The following is a 26,038-nucleotide window of genomic DNA, read 5'->3' on the forward strand; positions in this document are numbered from 1 at the left end:
GGGGCATTTGTATGCAGAATGAGGAAGGATTTACTCTGTTAGAGATGCTATTAGTAATGGTTGTCATAACTATATTATTACTATTAATTATTCCAAATGTAGTTACACAGCGTTCATCGGTCCAAGGAAAAGGGTGTGCAGCTTACGTGAAATCTATAGAAGCGCAAATACAAGTATATCAATTACAACATAATAAAATTCCATCGTTAAAAGAACTGGCAGATGAAAAGTATATTACAACTGATAAGTGTCCGAATGGCGAATCTATTCATATATCAGATGATGGCACAGTATCAATTAGGGCATTGTGAAACAACAAGGGTTTACTTTTTTAGAAATGTTACTCGTTTTATTTGTTATTTCTGTATTAAGTATAGTTACGTATTTTAGTGTTCATTCCTTATACGAGCGACAAAAAGTTGAACAATTTTTGAGACAGTTTTCAAATGATATTTTGTATATGCAGCAATTAGCGATAAACCATCAAAAGCACTACACATTACGTTGGCATAAAGATAGAAATATGTATGCTATAAAAGAGTCAGGTACAAAGTATTATATCGTCAAGCGAGAGTATGAAGAAGATATACAAATTGATTTGCATACGTTTCCAAATCCGATGACATATAACCCAAGTGGAAATATTAATAGAGGTGGTACGATTATAATTTCGTATAGAAATTATAAATATGAAATTGTATTTCAGCTTGGAAGAGGGAGATTTACGTATCGTGAAATGTCAAAAAGGATCCATAATGGCTGAAATGATTGTATCGTTAAGTGTTTTAATGATGGCTGTATCGTTACTACTACCGCAAACAGTATTAGTTATGCAAGAAAGAAAAAATATACAAATTCGTTATAAGGCAACTGGATTATTAAAAAAAGAAGCAGCTATATATATGTATGGAAATGAAGAAAAGCGAATAATAGAAAAGAATATAAATGGAATTGTGTATTACACATATTGGGGAGGCAATGAAGTTTGTACCATGTGGAAAGATGTGAAAGACAGAATGATGGAACAATGCTTTTATGTAGGAGAAAAAATAAATTAGAATTTGGTTTTTCATTAATAGAAATGATTGTATGTCTGTTTCTATTATCAATATTTTTTTTGCTCTTTCCCCGCCTACATTTCATTGAAATGGAAAATAAACAGTCGAAAGGGTTAAATGATTGGGAGTGGGATGTGTATTTAGGGCAAATGCAATTGGAGTTTCGTGAAGTATCATCTGGAGAACAGCTAGCATTTGAAAATGGAGAAAGTATTTTACAATTCCGATCGCGTAATGGGAGTGAAGTATCGTATGAAAAAGAGAATAGTCGTCTTATAAGAAAGGTAAATAGGCGCGGGAGGGAAGTTGTTTTACAAAATATTGGAACGGTTTCTTACAAACTAACACCTCATGTACTCATTATAAATGTGAAAGATACTAGTGGGAAAATATATGAAGGTGTAGTTATGCGATATAGCGAAATAGGAATAAACGTATGAGAAAGCAAAAGGGATTTACAATGCCTGGAACGATTATCTTTCTTATTTTATTAACTTCTTTTTTTATATACGAAACAAATATGTTGTTTACAGATGAAAATTTTTATATAGGAATAGAACAAAAATTTTTATTGGATGAATTACTTAACCGATCTATTACAGATATAAAAAAAGACTTACAGCAAAAAGAAAAAGAAGGTACATTTTTCTTTCAGTATGAAAAGGGAGAAGCGAGTGGAAATTATGTCTTTGAAAATGATTTAATTCTCGTTGCTTTGCAGTGTACACTCAAACAGGAAGCTTTCTATACGGTGAGTTTTCGGTATAGAAAAAAGGATGGGAAAATAGTCGATTGGATAGAAGGATAATATGTAAAATATATATATAGATAAACCAGGATTTCCTATTGTAAATTGAATTGATTTTTTAGAAGAAATGGATAAATATAATGATTAAAAGTTTAAATTTTCTCAAAAAAGAGAAAGGTAGAAAGAATATGATATATTCATGCTATCCAATCATTATTTTTAGGGAGAATAGGGAAATGACAAACAACAATCAAATAGGTGAAAATAAGGAACAAACTATTTTTGATCATAAAGGAAATACGATTATGACAGAAGATAGAGAAATACACATTATTTCAAAATTCGAAGAACCTCTTATTGTCGTATTAGCAAATGTACTAAGTGATGAAGAGTGTGATGAATTGATTGAAATGTCTAAAAATAAAATGGAGCGTTCTAAAATTGGTTCATCACGTGATGTAAATGATATTCGAACAAGTAGCGGTGCATTTTTGGAAGACAATGAACTTACTTCAAAGATTGAAAAACGAATTTCATCTATCATGAATGTTCCGGTGGCGCACGGAGAAGGATTGCACATTTTAAATTATGAAGTGGATCAACAATATAAAGCACACTATGATTATTTTGCGGAACATAGTAGATCAGCTGCTAACAATCGTATTAGTACGCTTGTAATGTATTTAAATGATGTAGAAGAAGGCGGAGAAACGTACTTCCCAAAATTAAATCTTTCTGTACACCCTAGAAAGGGAATGGCAGTATACTTTGAGTATTTTTATCAAGATCAATCATTAAACGAGCTTACGTTACACGGAGGGGCACCTGTAACGAAAGGCGAGAAATGGATTGCAACGCAGTGGGTGAGAAGAGGCACTTATAAGTAAAAGCGAGTGTTACGTTTTGTTCTTCATAGTATAAGAACAAAACGTTTTTTTATTAAACAAAGTAGCATCTTTCGTTATAATAACAATTAATAAATGACGATTGAGAGGACAAGAAATGAAATCTATATACATAACCGGCTACATGGGAGCAGGGAAAACAACAATTGGAAAAGCGTTAAGTAAAGAACTTCAAATGGATGTTGTAGATACTGATCAAAAAATCGAAGAGAAGCAAGAGAAGGCAATTCGAAAAATTTTTGCCGAAGAAGGCGAAATGGCTTTTCGGGAATATGAAAGCGAAATGTTACGTGCGCTACCAGTCCATAATGTTATTATTACAACTGGTGGGGGAATTATTGAACGAGCGGAAAATCGCAAGTGGATGAAAGAGAACGGAACTGTCGTGTATTTATATTGTGATCCGCATGTAATTGCAGAAAGGCTTCGTGAAGATACGACACGTCCACTATTTCAAAAGAAAGATATAGATGCATTCGTAAAGAAATTTGAATCACGCCGAGCTTATTATGAAGAGGCTCATATTCATATCGATACGACAAATAAGTCTGTAAAGCAAATTATGAATGAATTAAAGGAAAAGATTAATGTATAAAAAAGTGGACATACTAATCAAGTAGAGGTGATGATAATATGTCTACTAATGATTATGTTCGCTTTGTGACGCAGCAGTTTGTGTCGTATATGGATGCTCCAAAAGAAGATCGAAAACAAAAGAAAGAACAACGCCGTGCTGAAAAAGAGCCATTTATGAATAAGTGGTTTGGTGTTATGCCGCTGAGTGCTGCTTTGTTTTACCGAAATGTAAAAAGTAAAAGAAAAAAATCAAGTTAAATTTTAGTCATATGTTTAGCAAACCCAAAATCCCCTAGTGTCGTATTACACTAGGGGATTTTTATTTACTGCACGGATTCTTGTTCTTCCGTAACGGCATGTATTTTATTATTTACCCAAACAAATCCAATTCCGATACAAATGGAAATGCCCCATCCAACAGCGGTCATAATCGCTCTCATTTCACCATAGCCATCTACACCGAAAACAGAGATGAAATAAATTTTTAAGAAGCTTTTTAATATGAATTGTAGACCGAAAAATAGCGTTAAATATTGCAGTGCTGGATAAATACGACTATCACGATAAAGCTCACGACTTTTATCACGGTCATGGCCTTGCAGTGCGGCAATATCTGCTGCGAAATATAACATAAGTGGTTTCTTTATAAAAATTGTACATATGACGATAATACCGAGTACGATGTGATAATATGCATCATTCCACAACATTCGTTCAGCTGACCCAGATAATAAATCTACCGTTGTATTAGAAATGAGTGTAATTAAAATAAAGAACCCTGTCACGTTAAACTGTTTTTCTTTTTTAAAGGTATACAGTGTATAAATAATCCCCGGAACAGAGGAAAGTAACATCGCGTAATAAGGATCGATATAAGGTTTTGCAAATTTCCAAATGAGGAATGGGATTACGAGATAAAAGACAAGATCTAATATAGCTTTTTTATTTTGATTCATACAAAGCCTCCTTAAGTCATACATATATTTTATAATATAATTTCTGAAAATTGTATAAGGTTTAATGGGAAAAGAAAAAATATATCAATTTTCGAGGGGGAGTAGATTGAAAAAAATTGCCCCTAGCGTAGTAAGTTTTTTTAGTATATAATAAAGGAAACGCTTTCATTTTTAATTTGTTCACAAAATGGACGGAAAATCACATATTTACTATCGATATGTTGCTTTATAATGAAACTAATTAAATATACATGCATACAATATTGTGAAATAAATAACATAAATAATCTATATAAATGTAAACGTTATCAAAAGAGAGAGGTGGAGACAATGAGTAAATTTTTCTTCAATCATAATCCAGCAACAGTAGAGGATGGAAGGCTTGTTAAATATGCTGAAATTATTTATGGAGAAGGTGGCCGTTCTGTATTAGAAAATTTAATGGTGAAGGCATCTATCAGATTGCGTGATCGTTATCCGAATAAATCTGACGAGCAGATCTCGAACCTAGTAAATAAAGGCATCCATGATATGTTTCAAAAATATGTGAGCGAGTAAGAGTGGCCAAGGGCTGCTCTTATTTTTTTGTATAAGGATTGTAACTCTAGCTGAAAATAAACATGTATCCTGAAAAACGTAAAAAGGAGTGGGAAAGATGAGCAATGGAATTGGACGTTCAAAAGAAAATCTTCCAACTGATGCAAATCATGTGAGCGCGAAGGATCGTGCGTATCAAAAACGCATGGCAAAGCAAAAACAACAAGAGCGTAATGAGGATAGAGAATAACTCGAAATAAAGCTCCTTCTAAAGCAGAAGGAGCTTTATTTTGATAGAAAATGATTCGCGGTAACATAAAAGAGTCCGCCGTTAATAATTTGCACTGTAATACGTGGTTCATACTGTTCTTGCAGAGCTTGTTTTTCAATTTCATAGCTCTCAGGAAGTTCGTCACTTTCTTCATAAAAACGGTTTAAAAGGTCTAAATCATGATTCCAACGCACTCTTGCTTCTTTTGCCCACGTATGGTCATCTTCTGCAATTATATTTTTTAAAGCGTCTTCTATGCGTTGTAAACCACTTTGAGGTTTAATGATGGGCGAGAGCGTAAAACAAAAATCAGGTATTTTTGGTGTAAGTTTAATGTTTGTTAATGTTTCATGAAAGTTTGCCATCATTGTTCCAGAAATGAGATGAATACCAATCGAGTGAAGGATGTCTTTTTTTCGATCACATTGATAGGAAACTTTTATATTAATACCGAGCCAGGGGTGGAGCGGTGTATGTGTTGCCCCATTATGTCTTACATCCTCATATAAACGTATGTATGAGCCTAATTCTTTTGTCGTTTGGAAAATTTGATGTAGACGTGGTGAACCGTAGTGAATAAGCTCACCATCATTTTCTTCATTTTCTGGATTTGTAATAAGAGTAAGGCGCATCGGATTCGGTACGCCTCCTGTTTTCTCAAGATAGTGCCAATAAAAAGGGCGATTCATTAATAATTTATCCATCTCAATTGTTAACTGTACATCTAATAAATGAGGAGAACGTTCTAAAATTTCACAGTTATTCGCCTCAAAGAAATTGTATAAGTAATTATGAATTTCATGTTGCTGCATAGCCTTGCACCTCAGCTTCATTTCGTTTCGCAAAGTCGATAATAGATGTTAAGTTTTCCATCTTAATTCTAATTTCACCTTCGCTTTTTGATTGCGCGAAAATTTCTTGAATGTGCGCGTCGATGTTTTTCATATTAATTCTCGTTAAAATTTCATCGAGTTCACCAATAACACGCTCGAATAAGTTGATTTTTTCATATAACAGTTTCAGAATATGTTCTTCAACAGTATGCTTTGTAGCTAAGTTATAAATATGAACATCATTTTTTTGACCGAGACGGTGAATACGTCCGATTCTTTGCTCAAGACGCATTGGATTCCATGGCAAATCATAATTGATCATATGGCTACAAAACTGTAAGTTAATCCCTTCACCACCAGCTTCAGTTGCAATTAATACTTGTGCGTGGTTTTGGAAAAGCTCCTTCATCCAATCTTTCTTCCCGCGTTTAAACCCGCCGCGGAATGGAACGGAAGAAATACCGTGTTGTTGTAAAAACCATTGTAAGTACATTTGTGACGCTCGATATTCTGTGAAGATAACGACTTTATCGTCAATTTCTTTTATAAGCTCAAGAGCTTTATTTGCTTTTGAGTTGAAAGGAATATGATTAATTTTGTCCATTAGCACATCGATATGTGGATCTTTTATATAATGTTCGTTTTCTTTCTGTCTTTTTTCTACATGCTTTTTCAATGAATAGTAAACAGCCTCACGACTACTACACGCTTCCCGTTTTAAAGTTAACGATGAGAAAGCAGATGTGAAGGCGTCTTGTCCTCGCCAATTTTCGATATCATTATATAGAGCTTGTTCTTGTTCATTAAACTCAACAAAAATTGTACGTACATGTCTCTTCGGCCAATCGATACCGGTATTATGTCGTCTATTTCGCACCATTACTTTATTAATGAGAGCTTTTAAGTCTTCATCTGATTCGGCTGAGCGATTTTTGGAAGCGTAATATTCTTCAAAGTTGGATTGATTGCCTAAATGTCCTGGTTTTAATAAAGAAACAAGGTTAAAAATTTCATCAATCTTATTTTGAACAGGAGTAGCGGTTAGTAATAAACAAAACTTCTTTTTTAATCGTTGTGCAAATTCATAGTTTTTTGTTTTATTATTTTTCAGTTTATGTGCTTCATCGATAATAATAAGGTCATATTCCAAGTTCAACACGATATCGCGATGTGGTGAACGTTTCGCAGTATCAATTGATGATACGATTACGTCAGCTTGTTCCCATGAGTAGCTTTTCTTTTGTGCTACAGCGGGAATGAAAAACTTTGTATTCAGTTCGTATGCCCATTGTGATACGAGAGAAGCTGGGACAAGTATAAGTACCTTTTTCACAAGCCCGCGGACCATGTATTCTTTCAAAATAAGTCCGGCTTCGATTGTTTTTCCAAGGCCTACTTCATCTGCTAGAATCGCTTTACCGTTCATTTGTTCAATCACATTTTGAGCGACTTCTAATTGATGCGGAAGCGGTGTGAAATGGGATAAATGTTTCGGTGCTTGTAGTCCATCAAAAGTAGGAACAAGTAACGATTTTTCTGTTTCATAAGCTAAGTGATATAAATCCCAGTTTGTCCAAGGACCATCTTCGTCAATTCTATTTAAAAAATTGTTTTGCCATGTCCGATCTACGGAAATATCGACATTCATTACAACTCTCCCACCTTTTATAAACTAAAGTAATTATTTTTTAATGTATGATGATTTGCCTTAAAAGAAGGCATAATTATCGTTATTAAAGGCTATATGATAGACAATAATAAAGTATTAAATCTCAAAAGCTGTATTTATTGTGTTTTAACATAAAAAATTCTAAATTATTTTTTATGCTAGAATATTGATGAAATATAGCGAATGATGTTAGGATAATGGTGTGAAATGTGTGGAATCTTTCGTATTTTATCCAAGAAAGTGATTTTTTATTTACGCTTTCATAAAAAAATATAATGAGATTCCGTATATCCTATCTTTTCAGAATGAAAATGTTTAGAAAAGGGAAGCAACTTTTATTGATTTGTCAAAGCATAAGGGGGAGAGAGCATGATTACATTACAACGTACACCGTTATTTGATGTATACGCGAAGTATGGTGGAAAAACAATCGACTTCGGTGGTTGGGAATTACCAGTTCAATTTTCAAGCATTAAAGAAGAACACGAAGCTGTACGTACAGCTGCAGGTTTGTTCGATGTGTCTCATATGGGAGAAGTTGAAGTAAAAGGTGTAGATAGTTTAGCATTTTTACAACGTGTTGTTACAAATGACGTATCTACCTTAAAGGTAGGGGGCGCACAATATACAGCTATGTGCTACGAAAATGGTGGTACAGTAGATGATTTATTAATCTACAAACGTGGTGAAGAAGACTATTTATTAGTAATCAATGCATCAAATATCGAGAAAGATTACGAATGGTTAGCAAGTCATGTAATTGGCGATGCGACAGTAGTCAATGTTTCTAGTGAAGTTGCACAGCTTGCAATTCAAGGACCAAAAGCAGAAGGCATTTTACAAAAAGTTGTGTCAGAAGATTTGAAAGAAATTAAGTTCTTTAAATTTAAAAACGATATTCTTGTAGATGGAATTCCAGCACTTGTATCTCGTACAGGTTACACAGGTGAAGATGGATTCGAAATTTACTGTAAGAGTGAAGATGCTGCAAAACTTTGGGAGAAACTTCTTGAAGTTGGAGCAGAAGAGGGCTTAAAAGCATGTGGTTTAGGTGCTCGTGATACACTTCGATTCGAAGCAACATTACCACTTTATGGACAAGAATTATCAAAAGATATTACACCGATTGAGGCTGGAATTGGCTTTGCGGTAAAAACAAATAAAGAAGCAGACTTCTTTGGAAAAGCAACGTTAAAAGAGCAAAAAGAAAACGGTGCGCCTCGTAAATTAGTCGGCATCGAAGTAATCGAACGTGGAATTCCTCGTACGCATTACCCTGTATTTATTGGTGAAGAAAAAATTGGGGAAGTAACGAGTGGTACACAATCTCCAACGTTAAAGAAAAGCATTGGTTTAGCACTAATTGATGTAAAATACGCAGCAGTTGATACAGAAGTAGAAATTGAAATTCGTAATAAACGCGTCAAAGCAGTAGTTGTTCCAACACCATTTTACAAACGTTCAAAGTAACGGGGAGAGGGGTAGATTTCATGTTGCATCGTTATCTTCCAATGACAGAAGAAGACAAAAAAGAAATGTTACAAACGATCGGCGTTCAAACGATCGATGAATTATTCTCTGATATTCCAGAGAGTGTTCGTTTTAAAGGGGATTTAAAAATTAAAGAAGCAAAATCAGAGCCAGAGCTTTTAAAAGAGCTATCTCAAATGGCTAGTAAAAATGCTAACTTAAAAGAATACGCTTCTTTCTTAGGAGCAGGCGTATACGATCATTATGCTCCAGTAATTGTAGATCATGTTATTTCTCGCTCAGAATTTTATACAGCTTACACACCATACCAACCGGAAATTTCACAAGGGGAATTACAAGCAATCTTTGAATTCCAAACAATGATTTGTGAATTAACAGGAATGGATGTAGCAAACTCTTCTATGTATGACGGGGGTACAGCTTTAGCTGAAGCGGCAATGTTAGCAGCTGGTCATACTCGCAAAAAGAAAATTCTTGTATCTAGCGCGGTTCATCCAGAATCAAGAGCAGTACTTGAAACGTATGCAAAAGGACAAAATCTTGAAGTTGTTGAAATTAATCATAAAGATGGTGTAACAGATTTAGACGTATTACAAAGTGAAGTAGATGATACAGTTGCTTGTGTAATCGTTCAATATCCAAACTTCTTCGGACAAGTTGAAAAATTAGCTGATATTGAAAAAATCGTTCATCAACAAAAATCATTATTTATCGTTTCTTCAAATCCATTATCATTAGGCGCATTAACACCACCAGGGAAATTTGGTGCTGATATTGTAATCGGTGATGCACAACCATTCGGTATTCCAACGCAGTTTGGTGGACCGCACTGTGGTTACTTTGCAACAACGAAAGCATTTATGCGTAAAATTCCAGGACGTCTTGTTGGACAAACTGTAGACTCAGATGGTAAACGTGGATTTGTATTAACGTTACAAGCACGTGAACAGCATATTCGTCGTGATAAAGCGACATCTAACATTTGTTCAAACCAAGCGTTAAATGCATTAGCAGCTTCTGTTGCAATGACGGCACTTGGCAAACAAGGTGTGAAAGAAATGGCACGTCAAAACATTTCTAAAGCACAATATGCAAAACGTCAATTTGAAGCGAAAGGCTTCACTGTAACATTTGCTGGACCATTCTTCAATGAGTTTGTTGTAGATTGCAAGCGTCCAGTGAAAGAAGTAAACGATGCATTATTACAAAAGAATATTATCGGCGGTTACGATCTAGGCCGTGATTATAAAGAGCATGAAAACCATATGCTTGTAGCAGTAACTGAGCTTCGTACAAAAGAGGAAATTGACACACTTGTAAACGAAATGGGGGCTATCCAATGAAGAACCAAGACCAAGCACTTATCTTTGAAGTGAGTAAAGAAGGACGCATAGGATATAGCTTACCCAAATTAGATGTAGAAGAAGTGAAACTAGAAGATGTGTTTGAGAGCGATTATATTCGAGTAGAAGATGCAGAGCTACCAGAAGTATCTGAACTTGATATTATGCGCCACTATACAGCACTTTCAAACCGTAACCACGGTGTGGATTCTGGATTCTATCCACTTGGATCTTGTACGATGAAATATAATCCGAAAATTAATGAGAGTGTAGCTCGTTTCGCAGGATTTGCAAATATTCATCCGTTGCAAGATGAAAAGACAGTACAAGGTGCAATGGAATTAATGTACGACTTACAAGAGCATTTAATTGAAATTACAGGTATGGATACTGTTACTTTACAACCAGCAGCTGGTGCACACGGAGAATGGACAGGTTTAATGTTAATTCGTGCATACCATGAAGCGAATGGTGACTTTAACCGTACGAAAGTAATTGTGCCTGACTCTGCTCACGGAACGAACCCAGCATCTGCAACTGTAGCTGGTTTTGAAACAATTACAGTAAAATCAAATGAAAATGGCCTTGTTGACTTAGAAGACTTAAAACGTGTTGTAAACGAAGAAACAGCAGCACTTATGTTAACAAATCCTAATACATTAGGTCTATTCGAAGAAAATATTTTAGAAATGGCAGAAATCGTCCATAATGCAGGCGGTAAATTATACTATGATGGTGCAAACTTAAATGCGGTATTAAGCCAAGCACGCCCAGGAGATATGGGATTTGACGTTGTGCATTTAAACCTTCATAAAACATTTACAGGTCCTCACGGCGGTGGTGGCCCAGGTTCTGGTCCAGTAGGTGTGAAAGCTGATTTAATTCCGTACTTACCAAAACCGATTTTAGAGAAAACGGAAAATGGTTATCACTTCAACTACGACCGTCCAGAAGCAATTGGTCGTGTGAAACCATTCTATGGTAACTTCGGAATTAACGTTCGTGCATACACGTATATTCGCTCTATGGGTCCAGATGGATTGCGTGCAGTAACTGAGTATGCGGTATTAAATGCGAACTATATGATGAGAAGATTAGCGCCATTCTACGATCTTCCATTCGATAGACATTGTAAACATGAATTTGTATTATCAGGTCGTCGTCAAAAGAAACTTGGTGTACGTACATTAGATATTGCAAAACGTCTGCTTGATTTCGGTTATCATCCACCAACAATTTACTTCCCATTAAATGTGGAAGAATGTATTATGATTGAGCCGACAGAAACAGAATCAAAAGAAACATTAGATGGTTTCATTGATAAGATGATTCAAATCGCTAAAGAAGTAGAAGAAAATCCAGAAGTTGTACAAGAAGCACCGCATACGACAGTCATTAAACGTTTAGACGAAACGATGGCTGCACGTAAACCAGTTTTACGTTATGCGAAGCCAGCTCCTGTACAAGTTTGATTAAAATAACAAAAGAAGAACTCGCTGAGGCGGGTTCTTTTTTTGTATGGATAATTTGTCCCGCATTAACGGACAGTAAACTCTCAACTTAAAACTTAGCTGCTGCAAAGAAGACAGGTGGGAGATAAACTGTCCGTAAATGCCCGATTGGTTCAACTAATAATCAGTGGGGATGAACAAAAATCCCCACTGATTAAAGTTTCACTTTATGCAGAAATAGTGAAGAAAATGTTAAAAAAATATGTTTTTTGTTTCCTAATGGTGTAAAGGTGTAGTTTTATAGGTAGTTTTGTTGAAAAAGTCGGTTTGATAAAAGTATTTATTTTTGTTAGAATTTTATTGAAATTAAGAAGATGTGATGAGGCAAAGATTACTCATTTTTATGTATATGTGAAAAAACGAACAAGACGGGGGTGAAAGTGTGGGATATCGATGTTATAGAATGGTATACCATTTAGAAAATGGAGAAACAATTAAAGATGTAAAAGAATTTTGCTATCGAGACCAAGGAAAAGTGTTAGAAAGAGTAGCAAATCGTGTAATGGATAATAGAGAAGTGACGGCGATTGATAAACAAGGAACAATCATTTCAATAGCATGTGAGGACATTGTAAAGGTGGAACTTGATTACATAACAGAAAGTTAACCTTGAGTCATATCGAATTATTCGATAAAATAAACTGTTGAATGGTGAAGTGAGAAGAGAGGAGTTTATCATGGGTAGTACAAGACACTTTTATATGTTTATCTTAGCGTTTGTTCTTGTTGTGGCATTAACGATTTACTTAATCGTTGACAGCAGCTGGTACAACACAGTTCATCCGGCATTCCTTCTGTTTATGTATATAGGAATTGCAGTAGTAAGTTTCGGAATGAGAGACGAGATGTTAGATCGCTTTGAAAAGTGATACATATACGAAAGACCAACAGGAAAATGTTGGTCTTTTTTTCTTGCCAAAAATAGGATGGTGTGTATATACTGTATATATAAGGTATACACAGTATATACACAAACTGGAGGAAAACATGAATATTATTATTTCGAATTCTTCCCAAGACCCTATTTATGTGCAAATAAGAAAACAATTAAGCCAGCTTATTTTAAATGGCGGTTTAAAGGGTGGAGATCAATTACCGTCTATTCGTAGCTTAGCGAAGGAATTACAAATTAGTGTCATTACAACGAAGCGTGCATACGAGGAGCTTGAAAAAGAAGGATATATAGAAACTGTTGCTGGGAAGGGGACTTATGTTTCACGTAAAAATAATGAACTATTAAAAGAACAAAGGCTTCGCCTATTGGAAAGTAAAGCGGAAGAGATTGTGAATGAAAGTAAAGCGTTGCAGCTTTCACTTGAAGAATTACAGCAGATGATTGCGTTTTTATATAAGGGGGAATGAGAGAGATGTTAGAGTTAAAAAACGTTTGTAAAAGTTATGAAGGTTTCGCAGTGAAAAATATAAGTTTTACGTTACCACGCGGATATATTATGGGGTTTGTCGGACCGAATGGGGCCGGGAAAAGTACGACGATCAAAATGATTATGAATTTAATTAAAAAAGATAACGGAGATATAAAAATTTTTGGCAAGGACAATAAGAAAGCTGAAAAGGAAATAAAACAAAATATCGGCTTTGTATATGATGAAAATCATTATTACGAAGATTTAACGTGTGAACAAATGAAGCGTATTATTGCACCGTTATATAAAAAGTGGGACGAAGAGCAGTATCAATCGTATATGCATAGATTACAAGTTCCAAAGTATAAAAAAATTAAAGAATTATCAAAAGGAATGAAAATGAAATTTGCGATTGCAATCGCACTTTCGCACCACGCAGAGTTTATTATTATGGACGAACCGACAGCAGGGTTAGATCCAGTTGTTCGAAGTGAATTACTTGATATGTTGCAAGAAATTGTAATGGAAGATGAAGTATCCGTATTATTCTCAACGCACATTACAACAGATTTAGAGCGCATTGCAGATTATGTTACGTTCATCAATGATGGAGAAATTATATTTACTGGTGAAAAAGAAGACTTAATGGAGAACTACGTAATCGTAAAAGGAAGTAATGATTTATTAGACCGAGAAGGAAAAGAACTATTTGTTGGATTACGAAAAAATAAGTTTGGTTTTGAAGGTTTAGCGAAGGATAAACAAGGAATTATCGATTGGTTTGGAAATGAGGTTGTACTAGAAAAGGCTACATTAGATGACATTATCGTTTACACTGCGAAAGGGAGAGGTGTCTATGCGTCAGCTAATCTATAAAGATTTGTTCTTTTTTCGGGTTATGTGGTTAGTGTATTTTATTATGCCTCTTGTTTTCTTTGGATTAGATCCAGATGGTGAATTGTTATTTCCAATGAGTTGCTTACTCATAACGATATCATCTTCTATGATACTAATAGCGATGGATGAAAAAAATAAAAGTGATGTTATTATAAATAGTTTACCTGTTGGACGAAAGGATATCATTATTGCTAGATATATTTCGGGTGTAATATTTATTGTAGGTGGCATGATTTCTACTACGCTAGTTGTTTTTCTTATAAGAGGTATCGCTGTCATTGGTGATATTGGAGCTTATCATCCCAATTTGTATATTGAAATTCCTTGGTATGTAGTAGTCAGAGGTGCTGTATATTCTTTAGTTTATATTACAGCATTATTCCCGAGTTATTATGGGACAAAATCAAAAGTAGTACGTGGAATATTTACAGGTGGAGCCGCTGGAATAGGTGTTATTGTTGGAATGTTTATTGGTGACGGAGAAAGTGCTACGGCATCATTCATTGATTGGATTATGAATCCATTACATTTTGGCATATTTATAGTTGGATTAATCACACTAGCTAGTGTCTATATCGTTTCTATGCTTCTTACAATTAAAATTTATGAAACGCGTGATTTATAGAGAGGAGAATTCATATGCAACAGTTGATTTTGAAGGAGTTTTTTTTACAGAAGAAGATGTTTCCTTTCTATTTTTTAATCCCTATTTTATCTATTTTTAAGAATTCCGTCGAACCAATGGGGATTGCAATAGGAGTATTTATAACATGTAGTACGATTATATATATTTCTTTTTATTATGACGAGAAAAGTAAAGCAGAAAAAGTATTAGTGAGTTTGCCTATAACGAGAAAAGAGATAATTATAGCTAAATATATTTCAAGCACATTATTTATTATGGCTGGTTTGAGTGTAACTTTTATAGTCGTAATATTAGGAAATATTTTATTGAACAGAGATATAGTTATGCCTGGATATGCAATATTTTCAGCAATAGTAGCAACTTTGATTTATTGTGCAGTAACGATACCGACTAATTACATTGGGGGATATAAAGTTATTACTGTCTTGAATTTGATTATGCTTTTTCCTTTAATGGGTATGATTGGTCTTATGTGCAATATTTTTGGTGATAAAACAATTATGTTAAAAGTACTTCACTCTCAAGAGGCTACACAAGCAATGGGTGTTCTTGGTGTCGGAGTATTAGTGAGTATATTCGTATCATTGTTCCTCTCAATGAAAATGTTTCAGGAGGCAGAGTTATAGAAGGGACATTTTCATATTAGGAGGTGTAATACATGATCAAGCAACTAATTTTAAAAGATTTCATCATTCAATGGAAATTTTTAATTTGGTACATACTGTATCCTGTTTTCTTTTATATGGCCTTAACAGATACGGAAAATTTATTCATCATTATGTCAGTAATTATTACAATTGGGGCAACAGTAAAAACATTTGAAGCAGATAGTAAAAATGAGAGTGAAGTTATAGTAAATAGTTTACCAATATTGAGAAAACAAATTGTGTATGCGAAATATATAGTAGCAATTATTATTCTTTTTATAAGTGTAACGGTCAGCTGTTTCACGATGGGAATGAAGAATGGGATTAACCTATTTGAATTTATTGAAACGACATTGCTTGCTAGTATTAGCTTTATTTTAGTGTATTTAAGCTTTGTTCTACCAATATCTTTTTGGTTAGGATATAAAAAAACTATTCTTATTACAATAGTAATATTCATGGCGCCGATTGTTATTTTAGAAACTTTGTTTCAAATCAACTTGGAACAAATTCAATTATATAATACCTTGTTATTCATTGGTTCAATATGTATGCTCATAGCATCTATCTTCGTTTCAGTGAAATTGTATGAGAAGAGAGAATTTTAAAAGGTGCCCTATAAAAGGCACCTTCTTCAATAACGACAATACGAGAGCAGTAGTTTATAAAAAGAAACGCTATTTGGCACATCTTTCGGAGTATGTAATATAAAGCTGAAAACGATGATGAGAATAAGAAATAGGAAAAATAAAAATAGGATTTGCTTATGTATAGAATTTTGCATATTATCCACTCCTTTTTTTGGGTAGTATGTCCAAAAGAAAGGAATGTATGAAAAAAATTGGAGGGGGAATAATGGGGAAACGAAAATTGTTATTTGAAATAGGAGTATTATTTTTGTCAATAGGTCTTTTGTTATCAAATTTTTATTCAGACATACCATCACCGTTTCCTAATTTGCATAAAGGAATTGGTATAAGTATTGTTATAATTGGTCTGTTTTGTCTTATCACATCTAACTTCTACAGAAAGTCTGAATGAATATAAAAAAGGACAGTTACTCTTTTTCAGAAGTACTGTCCTTTTTAAATAACTTATTCCATAGTTTGGCGATACTCCATATAATGACGATTGCAATGGAGGCGATAATGGACCAAACAATCGATATAATTTCAAGTGTCATGTTAGGAAGGAATGTGAGAATGGATAATACTTTATGAAACAATGATTCTATTATATGAAAACTTATTTGTAATAGAATGACGATACAAAGTGTGATCCATGCTAATATTTTCTTTCCTTGTTCTTTCCACATGACATTCACCTCACGTTAGCTTAATAGTTTTAAGCCAACAGCGCCGCATAAAATGCAGCTTAAGAAAGCAAGACGACGCCAATCCGCTGATTCTCGGAAAATGAGAATGCCTAGAAGTGCACTTCCAGCAGTTCCGATTCCAGTCCAAATTGCGTAAGCAGTTCCCATCGGTAATGTGTTCATCGCAAGAGATAAGAAGAAGAAGCTTACGCCGAAGTTAGCGATTAAAATAACTTTTGGTGCCCAGCCTTTCTTTTCAGTGGCTACTTTCATAAAGAGTACACCAATAATTTCACAAATACCAGCTAGAATTAAAAATACCCAAGCCATTTTATGCGGCCTCCTTCGCTTCTTTTTCTTCTGTTACTCGTTTTAAACCAATTACTCCGAAGAAGATTAAACCGATTAATAAAACTTTTACGATAGAGAAAGGTTCTCCGAAGATGAAAATCTCTGTAAGAACGATTCCACCAGCTCCGATTCCTGTAAAGACTGCGTATACAGTGCCGACAGGTAAATCTTTATAAGCTCTAAATAATAAGACGAAACTAATTGTAATTAATAGAGCAACACCAGCCCATTCAAGTGGTGCCTCTGCTTTTTTTAGTCCAATCACCCAAAAGATTTCAATAATACCAGCGATGATTACATAAATCCATGCCATATGTCATTTCTCCTTCCTACCAGTCGTTAGGTAAAGGGCTTAAAAACGACGCATTGCAAAGGGCAATCCGTCAGTTTGAAAGTCCGCGCCAAAATACTTTCCAAGAAGCGTCTAAACGTGTCTCAAAACGATTTAAACCTGCGTATAATAGTTCAACCATAAGACCGTCGAGTAAGCATAGAAAAGCCTCTAAGGCGTCTTTTACTTCAATGTTATGCAGCTCATCTTGTTCGCTTGCTCTTTTAAATACAGGGAATAAAAGTTTTCCGACGTTTTCAATGTGTACATTTGCTTTATTAATAATTTGTTCGCGAAATGCATCAGGCGGAAAATAAGAAGTTCGTAACCAAAACATTGATTCTTCACTTTCACCAAATCGTTTTGCATACCCTTTTAATAATTTTAAAAGCAATTCTTCAGTGGACGAATTGGAAAAGCTTTCGATATCGCCTGTGAAGCTCTGCAAATCTTTTTGAAGAGCAGATTCTAAGCATATGAAATATAGCTCTTCTTTTCCTTTAAAGTGTGCGTAAATCGATGGTTTTTTAATCCCAACTTCTTGAGCAATATTTGCCAATGAAGTTCCTTCATAGCCGTAGCGTGCGAAATGAGAAAGTGCTACAGCTTTAATGCGGTTTGCTGTCATTTTCATCCCCTACCTACCGTTCGTTAGGTTCATTATATGAGATGAAAAATATAATGTCAATAGGTGAAGAGTTGAAAAAGAGCGTTATAGGTAACGCTCTTTTTAGACAGTCTCTCGCTCAATTAAATGGAATGAAAGTTCTTTTGCACTGCCGACAATTTGCTCGCTTTGGATCTGCTTATGGAATAAAGAAAAAGCATGTGAGCCCATTGCGAGACCGGGATGTTCAATTGTGGAAATTTCTAATGCCTTTGAAATTTCATGATTATCAAATCCAAGGATAGCAAGGTCTTCAGGTACTCGAATACCATGTTTTCGAGCCTCTGTTAATAAACCAGCTGCAACTTGATCGTTCGCTGTGAAAATAGCAGTTGGACGATTTTTCATATTTAAAATATGATGGAGTATTTGTGCTCCGTCCTGCATTGTATAGCATTGGTGGAAAATCCATTCAGGATGCAACGTTTTCCCTTCGTTACGAAGTGTATCGGCGAACGCTTTTTCGCGCTCCATGGAATTTACACTTGTTTTTCTTGCTAAACAAATTCCGATTTTTTCATGGCCTCTACTTAGTAAATAGGCAGTACCGAGACGGAAACCTTCATAATGATCTACGTAGATGGATGAAATGAGGGGATGCTTCATTTTTTCACATGAAATAATAGGGGCAAATTTTGCAAAAGGTTCGATTTGTTCCCAAGAGCTCGTTCGGGAGCAAATAATCATCCCATCAAATTGTTTCATTTTCATCATTTCAAGAACACGAATTTCTTCAATGCTATCGTAATTCGTTTGACATAAATTAATGTGATATCCGGCAGCTAACGCTTCGTTTCCGATTCCTTCAATAATCGTACTGAAGTAGGGGAGGTTAATGAAAGGAAGCATAACGCCAATTGTATATGTTTTCCCTCTTATTAAATGGACAGCATTTATATTTTTTGCGTAGTTTAATTCTTCAACAGCATCTAGAACACGCTTACGCTTTTCTTCTTTTACGTAAGGGTGATTATTCAGGACACGAGAAACAGTTGATATCGATACACCAGCAGTTTTAGCAATTTGTTTTATATTGGCCATATGTATCACCTCTTTCCCTTATTATAAAGGGAAAATAATAAGAAAGAAAAAATCTTGACCTGAAAAGCTTTTCACAAACTATGGTATTAATAAGACTTCTTTTTATTCGCGTAACCTTTTCACTTGGGCGTAAGAATGATAGGGGTCTTTTTTGTTTGCAAAAAGTGTTGTCAAAATGTGTGAGAATAACGTGGAAAGTTTTCAAAGGTGGAGTTTGGTGACAAAGCGAATATGAAGAGAATATCAACGCTTCGTTCGTTAAGAGAGCGGTATGAAAGGGCGGAAACAAATTGAAAAAAAGAATCATTTGTTTCGTGTTTTCTAGTTTCATGCTTAGTTCGTGTTCGTTTCAGCAAACGATGCAAGAAGAAAAACACTTTGTGGGAACAACAGGAGGAGCTATGGATCGTGTTACGGATCCTATTCCGCTAAAGGAACTTCCAAAATATTTTCCGGTGAAGTTTAAAGTTCCAACGTTTTTACCGTACGACATTACAAGTGATGTGAAGGGGGAAGTAAGAACGCTTGGGAAAAAGAACATTGTCTTAACGATTAAATATAAACAGAAGGAGTCAGGTAGAAATGAGTATATTGAGTTAAATGTCGCGAACTTTCCTTATAGTTTTCCGGATCTTGTGGAAGAGAAGCGATTTCAAGAACAAATGAAACTGAATAATGGAACGTCTGCTTATTTTAAAAATAAAGATGATTATGAACGTGGTGACGAATTTGCTACGCTTATATGGAAAGAGAAAGGAATTGAATATCAACTGCTGTATCGGAATGTAGAAGAGAACGATGAAAAGGTAATCAAGCAGAATTTATTATACATTGCGAATAAGATGAAATGAAAAAACTAGCTGATTTATTCAGCTAGTTTTTTGTATGTTATTATTTCTTTTTAATTTTGCCTGTCCAAGATTTAAATCCACCTTGTAATTGGTAGAAATCTTTGTAGCCTTGTTTTTTTAAGTATTGCGCTGCACGACCTGTACGGAATCCGCTTTGGCAATATAAGTAAACAGGTTGATCTTGACGAAGTTCTTTATGGCGAAGGCGAATTTGTGATAACGGAATGTTACGTGCACCTAAAATATGCCCTGCGTTATATTCGTCTGCTTCACGAATATCGATAAGCTGTGCTTTACGGTAGCCAGCGCGAAATTCTTCTTCTGTAAGAGTTTTAATTAATTTTTTCTGATAGAAGTACATCCATACAGTGTAGCCGATAAATGCTACGATTACGGCTAATAAAATAATCCAAGTTGTTGACACGATTCTATCGCTCCCTTTTTTCTTATCCTACTTTCAATATTATAATGCCCTTATGTATTTATGCAACAGATTCATTTGCATATAAGAAGAAATTTCGTATTCTTTCACAAATTTTGTCGAATTTGGTAGACTAGAGAATGTGAAAAATAATTGGTTATATGAGGTGCAGGATGGGAAAAGAAAAATGGTGTTATATTAACTCTGGTCAATGTTCACCGGCATTTAATATGGCGTTAGATGAATGTTTATTAAATTGGCAAAGTGAAAAGAAAATGCCACCAACAATTCGTTTTTATGAATGGGAAGTACCAACATTAACAGTTGGGTATTTTCAACGTGTTGAAAAAGATATTAATATGGATGTAGTTAACGAAAAGAAATATGGATTCGTTCGTCGTCAAACAGGCGGCAGGGGTGTACTACATGACAAAGAGTTAACGTATAGTGTTATTGTGTCTGAAGATCATCCGAATATGCCGAAAACAGTTACAGAAGCGTATCGTGTTATTTCGCAAGGTTTATTAGATGGTTTTAAGGCATTAGGGTTAGAAGCATATTATGCAGTTCCAAAAACAGAAGCAGATCGTGAAAATTTAAAAAATCCACGTTCAGGCGTATGTTTTGATGCACCATCTTGGTATGAAATTGTAGTGGAAGGACGAAAAATTGCTGGTAGTGCTCAAACACGTCAAAAAGGTGTTATTTTACAGCATGGATCGATTCCATTAGAAATTGATTTAGATGAACTATATGATCTATTTTTATTCCCAAATGAACGTGTTAAGGAACGTATGAAGAGTATGTTCTCTTCTAAAGCAGTAGCAATTAATGAATTAACAGACCGTACATTTACGATAGAACAGTTAATTAAAGCGTTTGAAGTTGGCTTTGAAAAAGGATTGGATGTAGAACTTGTTCCATATGAATTAACAGAAGAACAGTTACATGAAGTTCAAACGTTAGCGAAAGAAAAGTATGAAAGTAATGAGTGGAATTATAAAAAATAAGAGGTGGCGATAGCCACCTCTTATTTTTTTATAGTAAATTAAGTACTTTTTCTACTTTGATTCCTTTATCTTGTAAAGAACGAAGGCGACTTACAACGTCCATAATTTCTTTGTCAAATGTAACGCTAATACCTTGGCTTTGTAGTTCTTCTTTTAAGCTTTCAATAGAATCATCTATGTCGATGCCAAGCTCGTAATCTTGACAAACTTCAATTGTCTTTTTCACGAGTTTAACATAATTTTCTTGTAGTTTTGAATTTGTTTCAGTCAAAGCAGGCTGCTTCGGTTTTGCAGGAGCAACCGGTGCTGTCTCTTGCTTTGTAACTGGAGTAGGGACTGCTTTTTTTACAGGCGCTGGAGTAACTAGTTCTACAGCTGCTTCTACGCTTACTGGCTTCGGTGTCGGTACCGGAGTAGGCTTAGGTGCCATAGCAGGTGTTTCCACACGCGTAACAGGCTTAGGAGCAGGCGTAATTGCTTTTGGAGCTTCTACAACTACTTCTTTTTTCGGTGCTGCTTCTACCTGTGTTTCTTCTTGCTCGGCAGCTTCTTTATTTTCTTTACTCCACATAACGCGTTCAATTTCTAGAGAAACATTGTTTTTGTTCATCGCTGTTAATGTAACTTTACCAACTTCAGCGTTTCCAGTGAAATCAACAATTTTATAAATAACACTCTTGTTCCAATCCACGTTTCCGCTCAAAAATAATTCTTCGTTACATTTCGGCGTTAAGCCCTCGATTTTAATTTCTGCGTTTACACCGTTTTCACTATATACCATAATTAGCGAAGCATTTACATCTTCGTCTGCTAACATTAGTTCACGTACCATTTTGCCGGTGCGTACTTGCGTTTTCTTCTTAACTGACATCTAATTTCTCCTCTCAAAAATTCAGTAATAATAAAAAAATCGTATAACGAAAAATAATTGCTCACGAAGATTTATGATACCGATAATAAAAGCATCACGTCAACAATTAACTTTAATTATTTTGCATTTTTCTTATTTTCTTTATGAAATTTTTCAATTTGTAAAATTAGACAGAAGAAAAAACAGCCTTTTGAAGGGCTGTTAAAATTTAGATGTTTTATATAAAAATTTGTACAAAATATAAAAAGAAAGTGTAATAAGAGCACCTTGCAAAATAGACAAGTTATAAAATAAGTATGGTTTTGTTTTGAAAAATACGTTTGCAAAAACTGATAAGACAAAAGGTATAAATACCGATAATAAGAGAAGTGCTTTTTGTTTCCAGGAAACTAATATTGTAAAAGAGAAACGTCTAAATAAAGAAAAAGTTATGAAAGCACCAATTGTTAAAACAATAGCAGATAATATTGTTCCGGGAATACTAAATGGAATTCCTGAAGTGTTTGTATTTGAAAATAGTTTTTGCATAAGAGTAGTGAATGTATCGTATCCAATTTGAACAGCTAATAATAAACTAACTGCAAACCCAATAACGGCAGCTTGTTGGAAAGAATTTTGATGTTCCGAAGAGTTAATTAATTCATCGCAGTAAGCTTTTAAATCCTCTCCGAAAATATCATGCGCAGTTTTACCGTCTTCTTGCGCTTCTAAAAGATGATCCAATATTTCTAAAAGTAATTCTTCCATTTGTTTTTGTGGAACGCTAGTAAGGCGTAAATAAATAAGCATATCACCATAAGCAGCTTCGTTTTCAGGTGTTAATAACTTTCTTTTTTTATTGTTTAACTGAACCATTTCTTTTTCAGTCATGACCTCGTCACTCCTTTTTAAAGTCCAAGTATTCTTTTTTGAAGAAAAGTTTATATAGTACATAGCAAGAGATGGCAAGCAAAGTACCGGTCCAAGGTGAAACTTGTAATGTAGTATAGGGATTTTTTATAAATAAAAAGGAAATACCGATTAATAGCATCCATAGGCTATGACGTATTAAAAAGCTTGCTATATGCCTCCAAATAGTTGTTTTATTTTTAAATAAATCAGTGTTAATAAAATCGAAGACAAAACGTATCATAAGATGTACGGATAATGTAAATACAAGCAGATAAATGAAATCAATGTGTACAAATTTAAAACGTGCTTTATCTGCAAATAAGGGTAATACAAATGCAATTACGGACGAAATAGCAAAGTATATTGCTAGCAGGTAACAAGTTATAAATAAAGGAATTGATAATTGTTCCCATAAACTTTGCTTCGGTAGGGCGGCAATTAACTCGTCACAGTACGCCTGTAAGTCGTCTCCAAAAATATCATAAGCATTTTTTTCTTCTTGCTGGGCTTCAATAAGGTGATCTAGAATTTCAATTAGCAGTTCTTCTGCGTGGTATTCTGGCACTTTAGCTAAGCGGATGTATATTAACATGTCACTATAGGCGATTTCATTTTCTGTAGTTAATAATTTACGCTTTTGGTTATTTAATTCGATTAAATCTTTCGCCTTCATCCCCATCACTCTCCTTGTAATAAATTGTTTACGGTCGTTGAAACCATCCCCCAGCTTTGTTTAAATTCTGCAAGCTGTTCTAATCCTTTATCGGTTACGTGATAATATTTTCGCTTCGGACCGAGTGAGGAAGCTTTTAATGTGCCTTCGATCAATTTTTCTTTTTGCATACGTAATAATAACGGATAGATGCTTCCTTCGCTTACGAATGTAAAGCCATGTTTATTTAATTTTGTGCTCAGTTCATATCCGTACACTTCTTCTTGTGAAATGATGTATAGGATGCAACCTTCTAGTACACCTTTTAACATTTGGCTGTGCATGATTTCACCACCTTTTACTCAGGTAACTTGCGTTGCAAGGTAGCTGTTATCCAAATTATAACCCCCAGTAACTTGCAACGCAAGTTACTGGGGGGGAAAACTTTAATGTCCCCCATACTAACGAGAGGGCGAAAAGCATATGAGACCATTTATGCCAAAGCTCGTTTACTTTGAACGAAAGGCACTTGAATATCCACTTGATTTTATAGTTGCGCCAATTTAAATGCATGAAGAATGGGAAGAAGGAACCGTAAACTATTTGAGCGACAAAGATATGACAATACCAAATTTAACGTTTGAATTGATTCAGCATCGTTTTCCAAAACCATCGGAAAATATGTATATAAAAAGGATGATGCAGCAGTATTGGAAGAAACGATAAGAGGTTATATAAATGAGTTTTTTCCTAATGCAGAAATACAATATTTTACTTAAGGGCGGTCTGTATGCAAATACAGATTCTTTTTTGTTTTATATATTTAGGCTCGTTTTCAACTTGTCACGTTATTCTTTCTGGTGTATCATTTTATTGATTGCTTCGTACGGAATAAGCAAAATGAACTTGGATGGAGGAAACCGATGCCTACCCCTAGTATGGAAGATTATATTGAACAAATTTATTTGTTGATTGATGAAAAGGGTTACGCCCGCGTATCTGATATTGCTGAAGCGCTTAGTGTACATCCATCCTCTGTAACAAAAATGGTGCAAAAATTAGACAAAGATGAATATCTAATTTATGAAAAATATAGAGGGCTTGTATTAACAACAAAAGGTAAAAAAATCGGAGAACGTCTCGTATATCGTCATGACTTGCTAGAGCAATTTATGCGTATTATCGGTGTGGATGAAAGTAAAATTTACAATGATGTAGAAGGAATTGAACATCATTTAAGTTGGGAAGCAATTGATCGCATTGGTGATTTAGTGGAATACTTTGAACAAGATGCAGTCCGAGTGGAAACACTTCGTGGTGTTCAAAGAGCAAATGAAGAGAAAAGTAATTAAGGGGAACGTATGGCGTTTCCTTTTTTATTTCAATTCGAAAAGGATGGGAGAATTATGAAAGCAATTATTTTTGATTTTGATGGATTAATTGTGGACACAGAAACGATATGGTTTCACTCTTTCAGAGATGCTGTTCGTGAATACGGCGGGGAACTACCTTTAGAGGAATTTGCGAAATGTATTGGAACAACAGATGAGGTACTTTATACATATTTAAATGATCAATTAAAAGAGAAGTTTAACAAAAATGCATTAAAAGAAAAAGTGGCAACTTTACATAAAGAGAAAATGAGAATACCAGAAGCTCGTGACGGGGTAAAAGAATATTTAGAAGAAGCGAAAGAAATGGGATTGAAAATCGCACTGGCTTCTAGTTCGTCTAGAGAATGGGTTATTCATTTTTTAGAAGAGCTACAGATTCGAGAATATTTTGAAGTGATTAAAACGAGAGAAGATGTTGAGAAGGTAAAACCAGATCCAGCTCTTTATCGAGTTGCAATAGAAGAATTAGGAATTAAGCCGTCTGAAGCTGTTGTATTTGAAGATTCATTAAATGGATTGAGAGCAGCAGTTGCAGCGGGATTAACGTGCGTTGTTGTACCTAATGATGTGACACGGAATTTACCATTTGAAAATCATCATCTTCGAATTGAAAGTATGAGAGAGAAAAGTTTAAAAGAAGTGCTTCAAAGTATAAAAAAAGACCGTATTTCCTAAAAGGATGGTCATCTCCCTGTCAAGTAGACAGTAATAAAAAGAGTATTATGCCACGGCCTTTTCCCGATATTCTATCGGGGAAAGGCCGTGAAGTTTTTCTTGGAATCTTTCTGTAT

Annotated in this window: 40 protein-coding genes and 1 pseudogene; 26 read left to right on the forward strand and 15 right to left on the reverse strand. The window is 34.7% G+C overall.

Annotated elements, in window-relative coordinates:
* Positions 1-11 precede the first annotated feature (11 nt).
* The 8 genes from comGC (at position 12) to ACS2CR_RS24635 (ending at position 3,545) form a co-directional block, all read left to right on the forward strand.
* Positions 12-311 carry a competence type IV pilus major pilin ComGC gene (gene comGC / locus ACS2CR_RS24600; protein WP_001178686.1) on the forward strand — a complete coding sequence of 100 codons (300 nt, stop codon included), beginning with the start codon at positions 12-14 and terminating at the stop codon, positions 309-311.
* Positions 308-763, forward strand: coding sequence for a competence type IV pilus minor pilin ComGD (comGD, locus tag ACS2CR_RS24605; RefSeq protein ID WP_000813142.1), 456 nt, complete (start codon positions 308-310; stop codon positions 761-763). Before comGC ends, comGD begins: the two co-directional genes overlap by 4 nt.
* On the forward strand, positions 756-1,058 hold the full coding sequence (locus ACS2CR_RS24610) for a hypothetical protein (protein ID WP_000829473.1): 303 nt from the start codon (positions 756-758) through the stop codon (positions 1,056-1,058). The genes comGD and ACS2CR_RS24610 overlap by 8 nt, the downstream gene beginning before the upstream one ends.
* On the forward strand, positions 1,028-1,498 hold the full coding sequence (comGF, locus tag ACS2CR_RS24615) for a competence type IV pilus minor pilin ComGF (RefSeq protein WP_000923099.1): 471 nt from the start codon (positions 1,028-1,030) through the stop codon (positions 1,496-1,498). The genes ACS2CR_RS24610 and comGF overlap by 31 nt, the downstream gene beginning before the upstream one ends.
* A complete protein-coding gene (gene comGG, locus ACS2CR_RS24620; RefSeq protein WP_001231271.1) occupies positions 1,495-1,866 on the forward strand; it encodes a competence type IV pilus minor pilin ComGG in 372 nt (123 codons plus the stop codon). Before comGF ends, comGG begins: the two co-directional genes overlap by 4 nt.
* Positions 1,867-2,042: 176 nt before the next feature.
* Positions 2,043-2,693, forward strand: a complete 651-nt coding sequence (locus ACS2CR_RS24625; RefSeq protein ID WP_000183860.1) for a 2OG-Fe(II) oxygenase — start codon at positions 2,043-2,045, stop codon at positions 2,691-2,693.
* Positions 2,694-2,808: 115 nt separating this feature from the next.
* On the forward strand, positions 2,809-3,306 hold the full coding sequence (locus tag ACS2CR_RS24630; protein WP_000836650.1) for a shikimate kinase: 498 nt from the start codon (positions 2,809-2,811) through the stop codon (positions 3,304-3,306).
* 38 nt (positions 3,307-3,344) lie between these two features.
* On the forward strand, positions 3,345-3,545 hold the full coding sequence (locus ACS2CR_RS24635) for a YqzE family protein (RefSeq protein ID WP_000106083.1): 201 nt from the start codon (positions 3,345-3,347) through the stop codon (positions 3,543-3,545).
* A 65-nt stretch (positions 3,546-3,610) separates the two neighbouring features.
* Here the strand turns inward: ACS2CR_RS24635 and ACS2CR_RS24640 are convergent, their stop codons facing one another.
* Both ACS2CR_RS24640 and ACS2CR_RS24645 read right to left on the reverse strand, forming a co-directional pair.
* Entirely contained in the window at positions 3,611-4,243 is a 633-nt protein-coding gene (locus tag ACS2CR_RS24640) for a VC0807 family protein (RefSeq protein WP_001073111.1), read from the reverse strand.
* Between the two features lie 140 nt (positions 4,244-4,383).
* Complete coding sequence (locus ACS2CR_RS24645; RefSeq protein ID WP_001987222.1) at positions 4,384-4,500, reverse strand: hypothetical protein; 117 nt, start codon at positions 4,498-4,500, stop codon at positions 4,384-4,386.
* 73 nt (positions 4,501-4,573) lie between these two features.
* On the opposite strand from ACS2CR_RS24645, the gene ACS2CR_RS24650 reads away from it, so the two are divergent.
* A complete protein-coding gene (locus ACS2CR_RS24650) occupies positions 4,574-4,801 on the forward strand; it encodes a hypothetical protein (protein WP_000032702.1) in 228 nt (75 codons plus the stop codon).
* Positions 4,802-4,898: 97 nt separating this feature from the next.
* Positions 4,899-5,030, forward strand: a complete 132-nt coding sequence (locus tag ACS2CR_RS24655; RefSeq protein WP_000064668.1) for a hypothetical protein — start codon at positions 4,899-4,901, stop codon at positions 5,028-5,030.
* A gap of 35 nt (positions 5,031-5,065) precedes the next feature.
* On the opposite strand, the gene ACS2CR_RS24660 is transcribed toward ACS2CR_RS24655, so the two are convergent.
* Together ACS2CR_RS24660 and ACS2CR_RS24665 are read right to left on the reverse strand one after the other, a co-directional pair.
* Entirely contained in the window at positions 5,066-5,863 is a 798-nt protein-coding gene (locus ACS2CR_RS24660) for a YqhG family protein (RefSeq protein WP_001183964.1), read from the reverse strand.
* Positions 5,850-7,532 carry a DEAD/DEAH box helicase gene (locus ACS2CR_RS24665; protein WP_001100037.1) on the reverse strand — a complete coding sequence of 561 codons (1,683 nt, stop codon included), beginning with the start codon at positions 7,530-7,532 and terminating at the stop codon, positions 5,850-5,852. The genes ACS2CR_RS24660 and ACS2CR_RS24665 overlap by 14 nt, the downstream gene beginning before the upstream one ends.
* A 390-nt stretch (positions 7,533-7,922) precedes the next feature.
* Here ACS2CR_RS24665 and gcvT point away from each other — a divergent pair, with 390 nt between their 5' ends.
* The 11 genes from gcvT (at position 7,923) to ACS2CR_RS24720 (ending at position 16,493) form a co-directional block, all read left to right on the forward strand.
* The gene (gene gcvT, locus ACS2CR_RS24670; RefSeq protein ID WP_000631769.1) at positions 7,923-9,023 is read left to right on the forward strand and encodes a glycine cleavage system aminomethyltransferase GcvT; all 1,101 of its coding nucleotides are present in this window, start codon (positions 7,923-7,925) and stop codon (positions 9,021-9,023) included.
* A 20-nt stretch (positions 9,024-9,043) separates the two neighbouring features.
* Positions 9,044-10,387: an aminomethyl-transferring glycine dehydrogenase subunit 1 gene (gene gcvPA / locus ACS2CR_RS24675; protein WP_000903240.1), complete on the forward strand. Its 1,344-nt coding sequence runs from the start codon at positions 9,044-9,046 to the stop codon at positions 10,385-10,387.
* Positions 10,384-11,859 (forward strand): aminomethyl-transferring glycine dehydrogenase subunit 2, encoded by a 1,476-nt coding sequence (gcvPB, locus tag ACS2CR_RS24680; protein WP_000795702.1) that lies wholly within the window; start codon positions 10,384-10,386, stop codon positions 11,857-11,859. The genes gcvPA and gcvPB overlap by 4 nt, the downstream gene beginning before the upstream one ends.
* A 442-nt stretch (positions 11,860-12,301) precedes the next feature.
* A complete protein-coding gene (locus tag ACS2CR_RS24685; RefSeq protein ID WP_000262496.1) occupies positions 12,302-12,505 on the forward strand; it encodes a DUF3929 family protein in 204 nt (67 codons plus the stop codon).
* A 70-nt stretch (positions 12,506-12,575) separates the two neighbouring features.
* Positions 12,576-12,767, forward strand: a complete 192-nt coding sequence (locus tag ACS2CR_RS24690) for a hypothetical protein (RefSeq protein ID WP_000535933.1) — start codon at positions 12,576-12,578, stop codon at positions 12,765-12,767.
* Between the two features lie 118 nt (positions 12,768-12,885).
* Positions 12,886-13,260 (forward strand): GntR family transcriptional regulator, encoded by a 375-nt coding sequence (locus ACS2CR_RS24695; RefSeq protein WP_001021353.1) that lies wholly within the window; start codon positions 12,886-12,888, stop codon positions 13,258-13,260.
* Positions 13,261-13,265: 5 nt separating this feature from the next.
* A complete protein-coding gene (locus ACS2CR_RS24700; RefSeq protein WP_000891304.1) occupies positions 13,266-14,138 on the forward strand; it encodes an ABC transporter ATP-binding protein in 873 nt (290 codons plus the stop codon).
* Complete coding sequence (locus ACS2CR_RS24705; protein WP_001249425.1) at positions 14,119-14,784, forward strand: ABC-2 transporter permease; 666 nt, start codon at positions 14,119-14,121, stop codon at positions 14,782-14,784. Before ACS2CR_RS24700 ends, ACS2CR_RS24705 begins: the two co-directional genes overlap by 20 nt.
* 14 nt (positions 14,785-14,798) lie before the next feature.
* Positions 14,799-15,431 carry an ABC-2 transporter permease gene (locus ACS2CR_RS24710; protein WP_001186565.1) on the forward strand — a complete coding sequence of 211 codons (633 nt, stop codon included), beginning with the start codon at positions 14,799-14,801 and terminating at the stop codon, positions 15,429-15,431.
* Between the two features lie 32 nt (positions 15,432-15,463).
* Positions 15,464-16,060: an ABC-2 transporter permease gene (locus ACS2CR_RS24715; RefSeq protein ID WP_000595346.1), complete on the forward strand. Its 597-nt coding sequence runs from the start codon at positions 15,464-15,466 to the stop codon at positions 16,058-16,060.
* 247 nt (positions 16,061-16,307) lie between these two features.
* Positions 16,308-16,493 (forward strand): hypothetical protein, encoded by a 186-nt coding sequence (locus ACS2CR_RS24720; protein WP_000518066.1) that lies wholly within the window; start codon positions 16,308-16,310, stop codon positions 16,491-16,493.
* 16 nt (positions 16,494-16,509) lie between these two features.
* On the opposite strand, the gene ACS2CR_RS24725 is transcribed toward ACS2CR_RS24720, so the two are convergent.
* From ACS2CR_RS24725 to ACS2CR_RS24745, 5 genes are all read right to left on the reverse strand, one after another.
* Positions 16,510-16,767, reverse strand: coding sequence for a DUF3975 family protein (locus tag ACS2CR_RS24725; RefSeq protein WP_000265427.1), 258 nt, complete (start codon positions 16,765-16,767; stop codon positions 16,510-16,512).
* Positions 16,768-16,782: 15 nt separating this feature from the next.
* Positions 16,783-17,097: a DMT family transporter gene (locus ACS2CR_RS24730; protein ID WP_000312623.1), complete on the reverse strand. Its 315-nt coding sequence runs from the start codon at positions 17,095-17,097 to the stop codon at positions 16,783-16,785.
* Position 17,098: 1 nt separating this feature from the next.
* On the reverse strand, positions 17,099-17,431 hold the full coding sequence (locus ACS2CR_RS24735) for a DMT family transporter (RefSeq protein ID WP_000312339.1): 333 nt from the start codon (positions 17,429-17,431) through the stop codon (positions 17,099-17,101).
* A 70-nt stretch (positions 17,432-17,501) separates the two neighbouring features.
* Complete coding sequence (locus ACS2CR_RS24740) at positions 17,502-18,083, reverse strand: TetR/AcrR family transcriptional regulator (protein ID WP_002005730.1); 582 nt, start codon at positions 18,081-18,083, stop codon at positions 17,502-17,504.
* 96 nt (positions 18,084-18,179) lie between these two features.
* Entirely contained in the window at positions 18,180-19,157 is a 978-nt protein-coding gene (locus tag ACS2CR_RS24745; RefSeq protein ID WP_001273979.1) for a LacI family DNA-binding transcriptional regulator, read from the reverse strand.
* 314 nt (positions 19,158-19,471) lie between these two features.
* Between ACS2CR_RS24745 and ACS2CR_RS24750 the strand changes: the two genes are divergently transcribed.
* Positions 19,472-20,008, forward strand: coding sequence for a hypothetical protein (locus ACS2CR_RS24750; RefSeq protein WP_031303141.1), 537 nt, complete (start codon positions 19,472-19,474; stop codon positions 20,006-20,008).
* Positions 20,009-20,048: 40 nt separating this feature from the next.
* Here the strand turns inward: ACS2CR_RS24750 and ACS2CR_RS24755 are convergent, their stop codons facing one another.
* On the reverse strand, positions 20,049-20,432 hold the full coding sequence (locus ACS2CR_RS24755; protein ID WP_000108653.1) for a rhodanese-like domain-containing protein: 384 nt from the start codon (positions 20,430-20,432) through the stop codon (positions 20,049-20,051).
* Between the two features lie 170 nt (positions 20,433-20,602).
* Between ACS2CR_RS24755 and ACS2CR_RS24760 the strand changes: the two genes are divergently transcribed.
* Complete coding sequence (locus ACS2CR_RS24760; RefSeq protein WP_000514081.1) at positions 20,603-21,439, forward strand: lipoate--protein ligase family protein; 837 nt, start codon at positions 20,603-20,605, stop codon at positions 21,437-21,439.
* Positions 21,440-21,467: 28 nt separating this feature from the next.
* Here ACS2CR_RS24760 and ACS2CR_RS24765 read toward each other — a convergent pair whose 3' ends face one another.
* The 4 genes from ACS2CR_RS24765 to ACS2CR_RS24780 form a co-directional block, all read right to left on the reverse strand.
* Positions 21,468-22,310 (reverse strand): hypothetical protein, encoded by an 843-nt coding sequence (locus ACS2CR_RS24765; RefSeq protein ID WP_000111900.1) that lies wholly within the window; start codon positions 22,308-22,310, stop codon positions 21,468-21,470.
* A 201-nt stretch (positions 22,311-22,511) separates the two neighbouring features.
* Positions 22,512-23,180: a DUF1048 domain-containing protein gene (locus ACS2CR_RS24770; RefSeq protein ID WP_000136527.1), complete on the reverse strand. Its 669-nt coding sequence runs from the start codon at positions 23,178-23,180 to the stop codon at positions 22,512-22,514.
* Between the two features lie 7 nt (positions 23,181-23,187).
* Positions 23,188-23,874: a DUF1129 family protein gene (locus tag ACS2CR_RS24775; protein WP_153602552.1), complete on the reverse strand. Its 687-nt coding sequence runs from the start codon at positions 23,872-23,874 to the stop codon at positions 23,188-23,190.
* Positions 23,875-23,879: 5 nt separating this feature from the next.
* On the reverse strand, positions 23,880-24,197 hold the full coding sequence (locus ACS2CR_RS24780; RefSeq protein WP_153602553.1) for a PadR family transcriptional regulator: 318 nt from the start codon (positions 24,195-24,197) through the stop codon (positions 23,880-23,882).
* 190 nt (positions 24,198-24,387) lie between these two features.
* Between ACS2CR_RS24780 and ACS2CR_RS24785 the strand changes: the two are divergent.
* From ACS2CR_RS24785 to ACS2CR_RS24795, 3 genes and pseudogenes are all read left to right on the forward strand, one after another.
* Positions 24,388-24,632 (forward strand): annotated as a pseudogene (locus ACS2CR_RS24785) (spore photoproduct lyase family protein); the annotation flags it as partial.
* Between the two features lie 144 nt (positions 24,633-24,776).
* Positions 24,777-25,205 carry a transcriptional regulator MntR gene (gene mntR / locus ACS2CR_RS24790; protein ID WP_001143083.1) on the forward strand — a complete coding sequence of 143 codons (429 nt, stop codon included), beginning with the start codon at positions 24,777-24,779 and terminating at the stop codon, positions 25,203-25,205.
* A 54-nt stretch (positions 25,206-25,259) separates the two neighbouring features.
* A complete protein-coding gene (locus tag ACS2CR_RS24795) occupies positions 25,260-25,922 on the forward strand; it encodes an HAD family hydrolase (protein WP_021727699.1) in 663 nt (220 codons plus the stop codon).
* Between the two features lie 45 nt (positions 25,923-25,967).
* Here ACS2CR_RS24795 and ACS2CR_RS24800 read toward each other — a convergent pair.
* A partial coding sequence (locus ACS2CR_RS24800; RefSeq protein ID WP_325782447.1) for an IS3 family transposase occupies positions 25,968-26,038 on the reverse strand: 71 nt, incomplete at its 5' end.

It is taken from the genome of Bacillus cereus group sp. BceL291, from assembly GCF_051776705.1.
In the GTDB taxonomy this organism is placed as follows: Bacteria; Bacillota; Bacilli; order Bacillales; family Bacillaceae_G; genus Bacillus_A; species Bacillus_A cereus.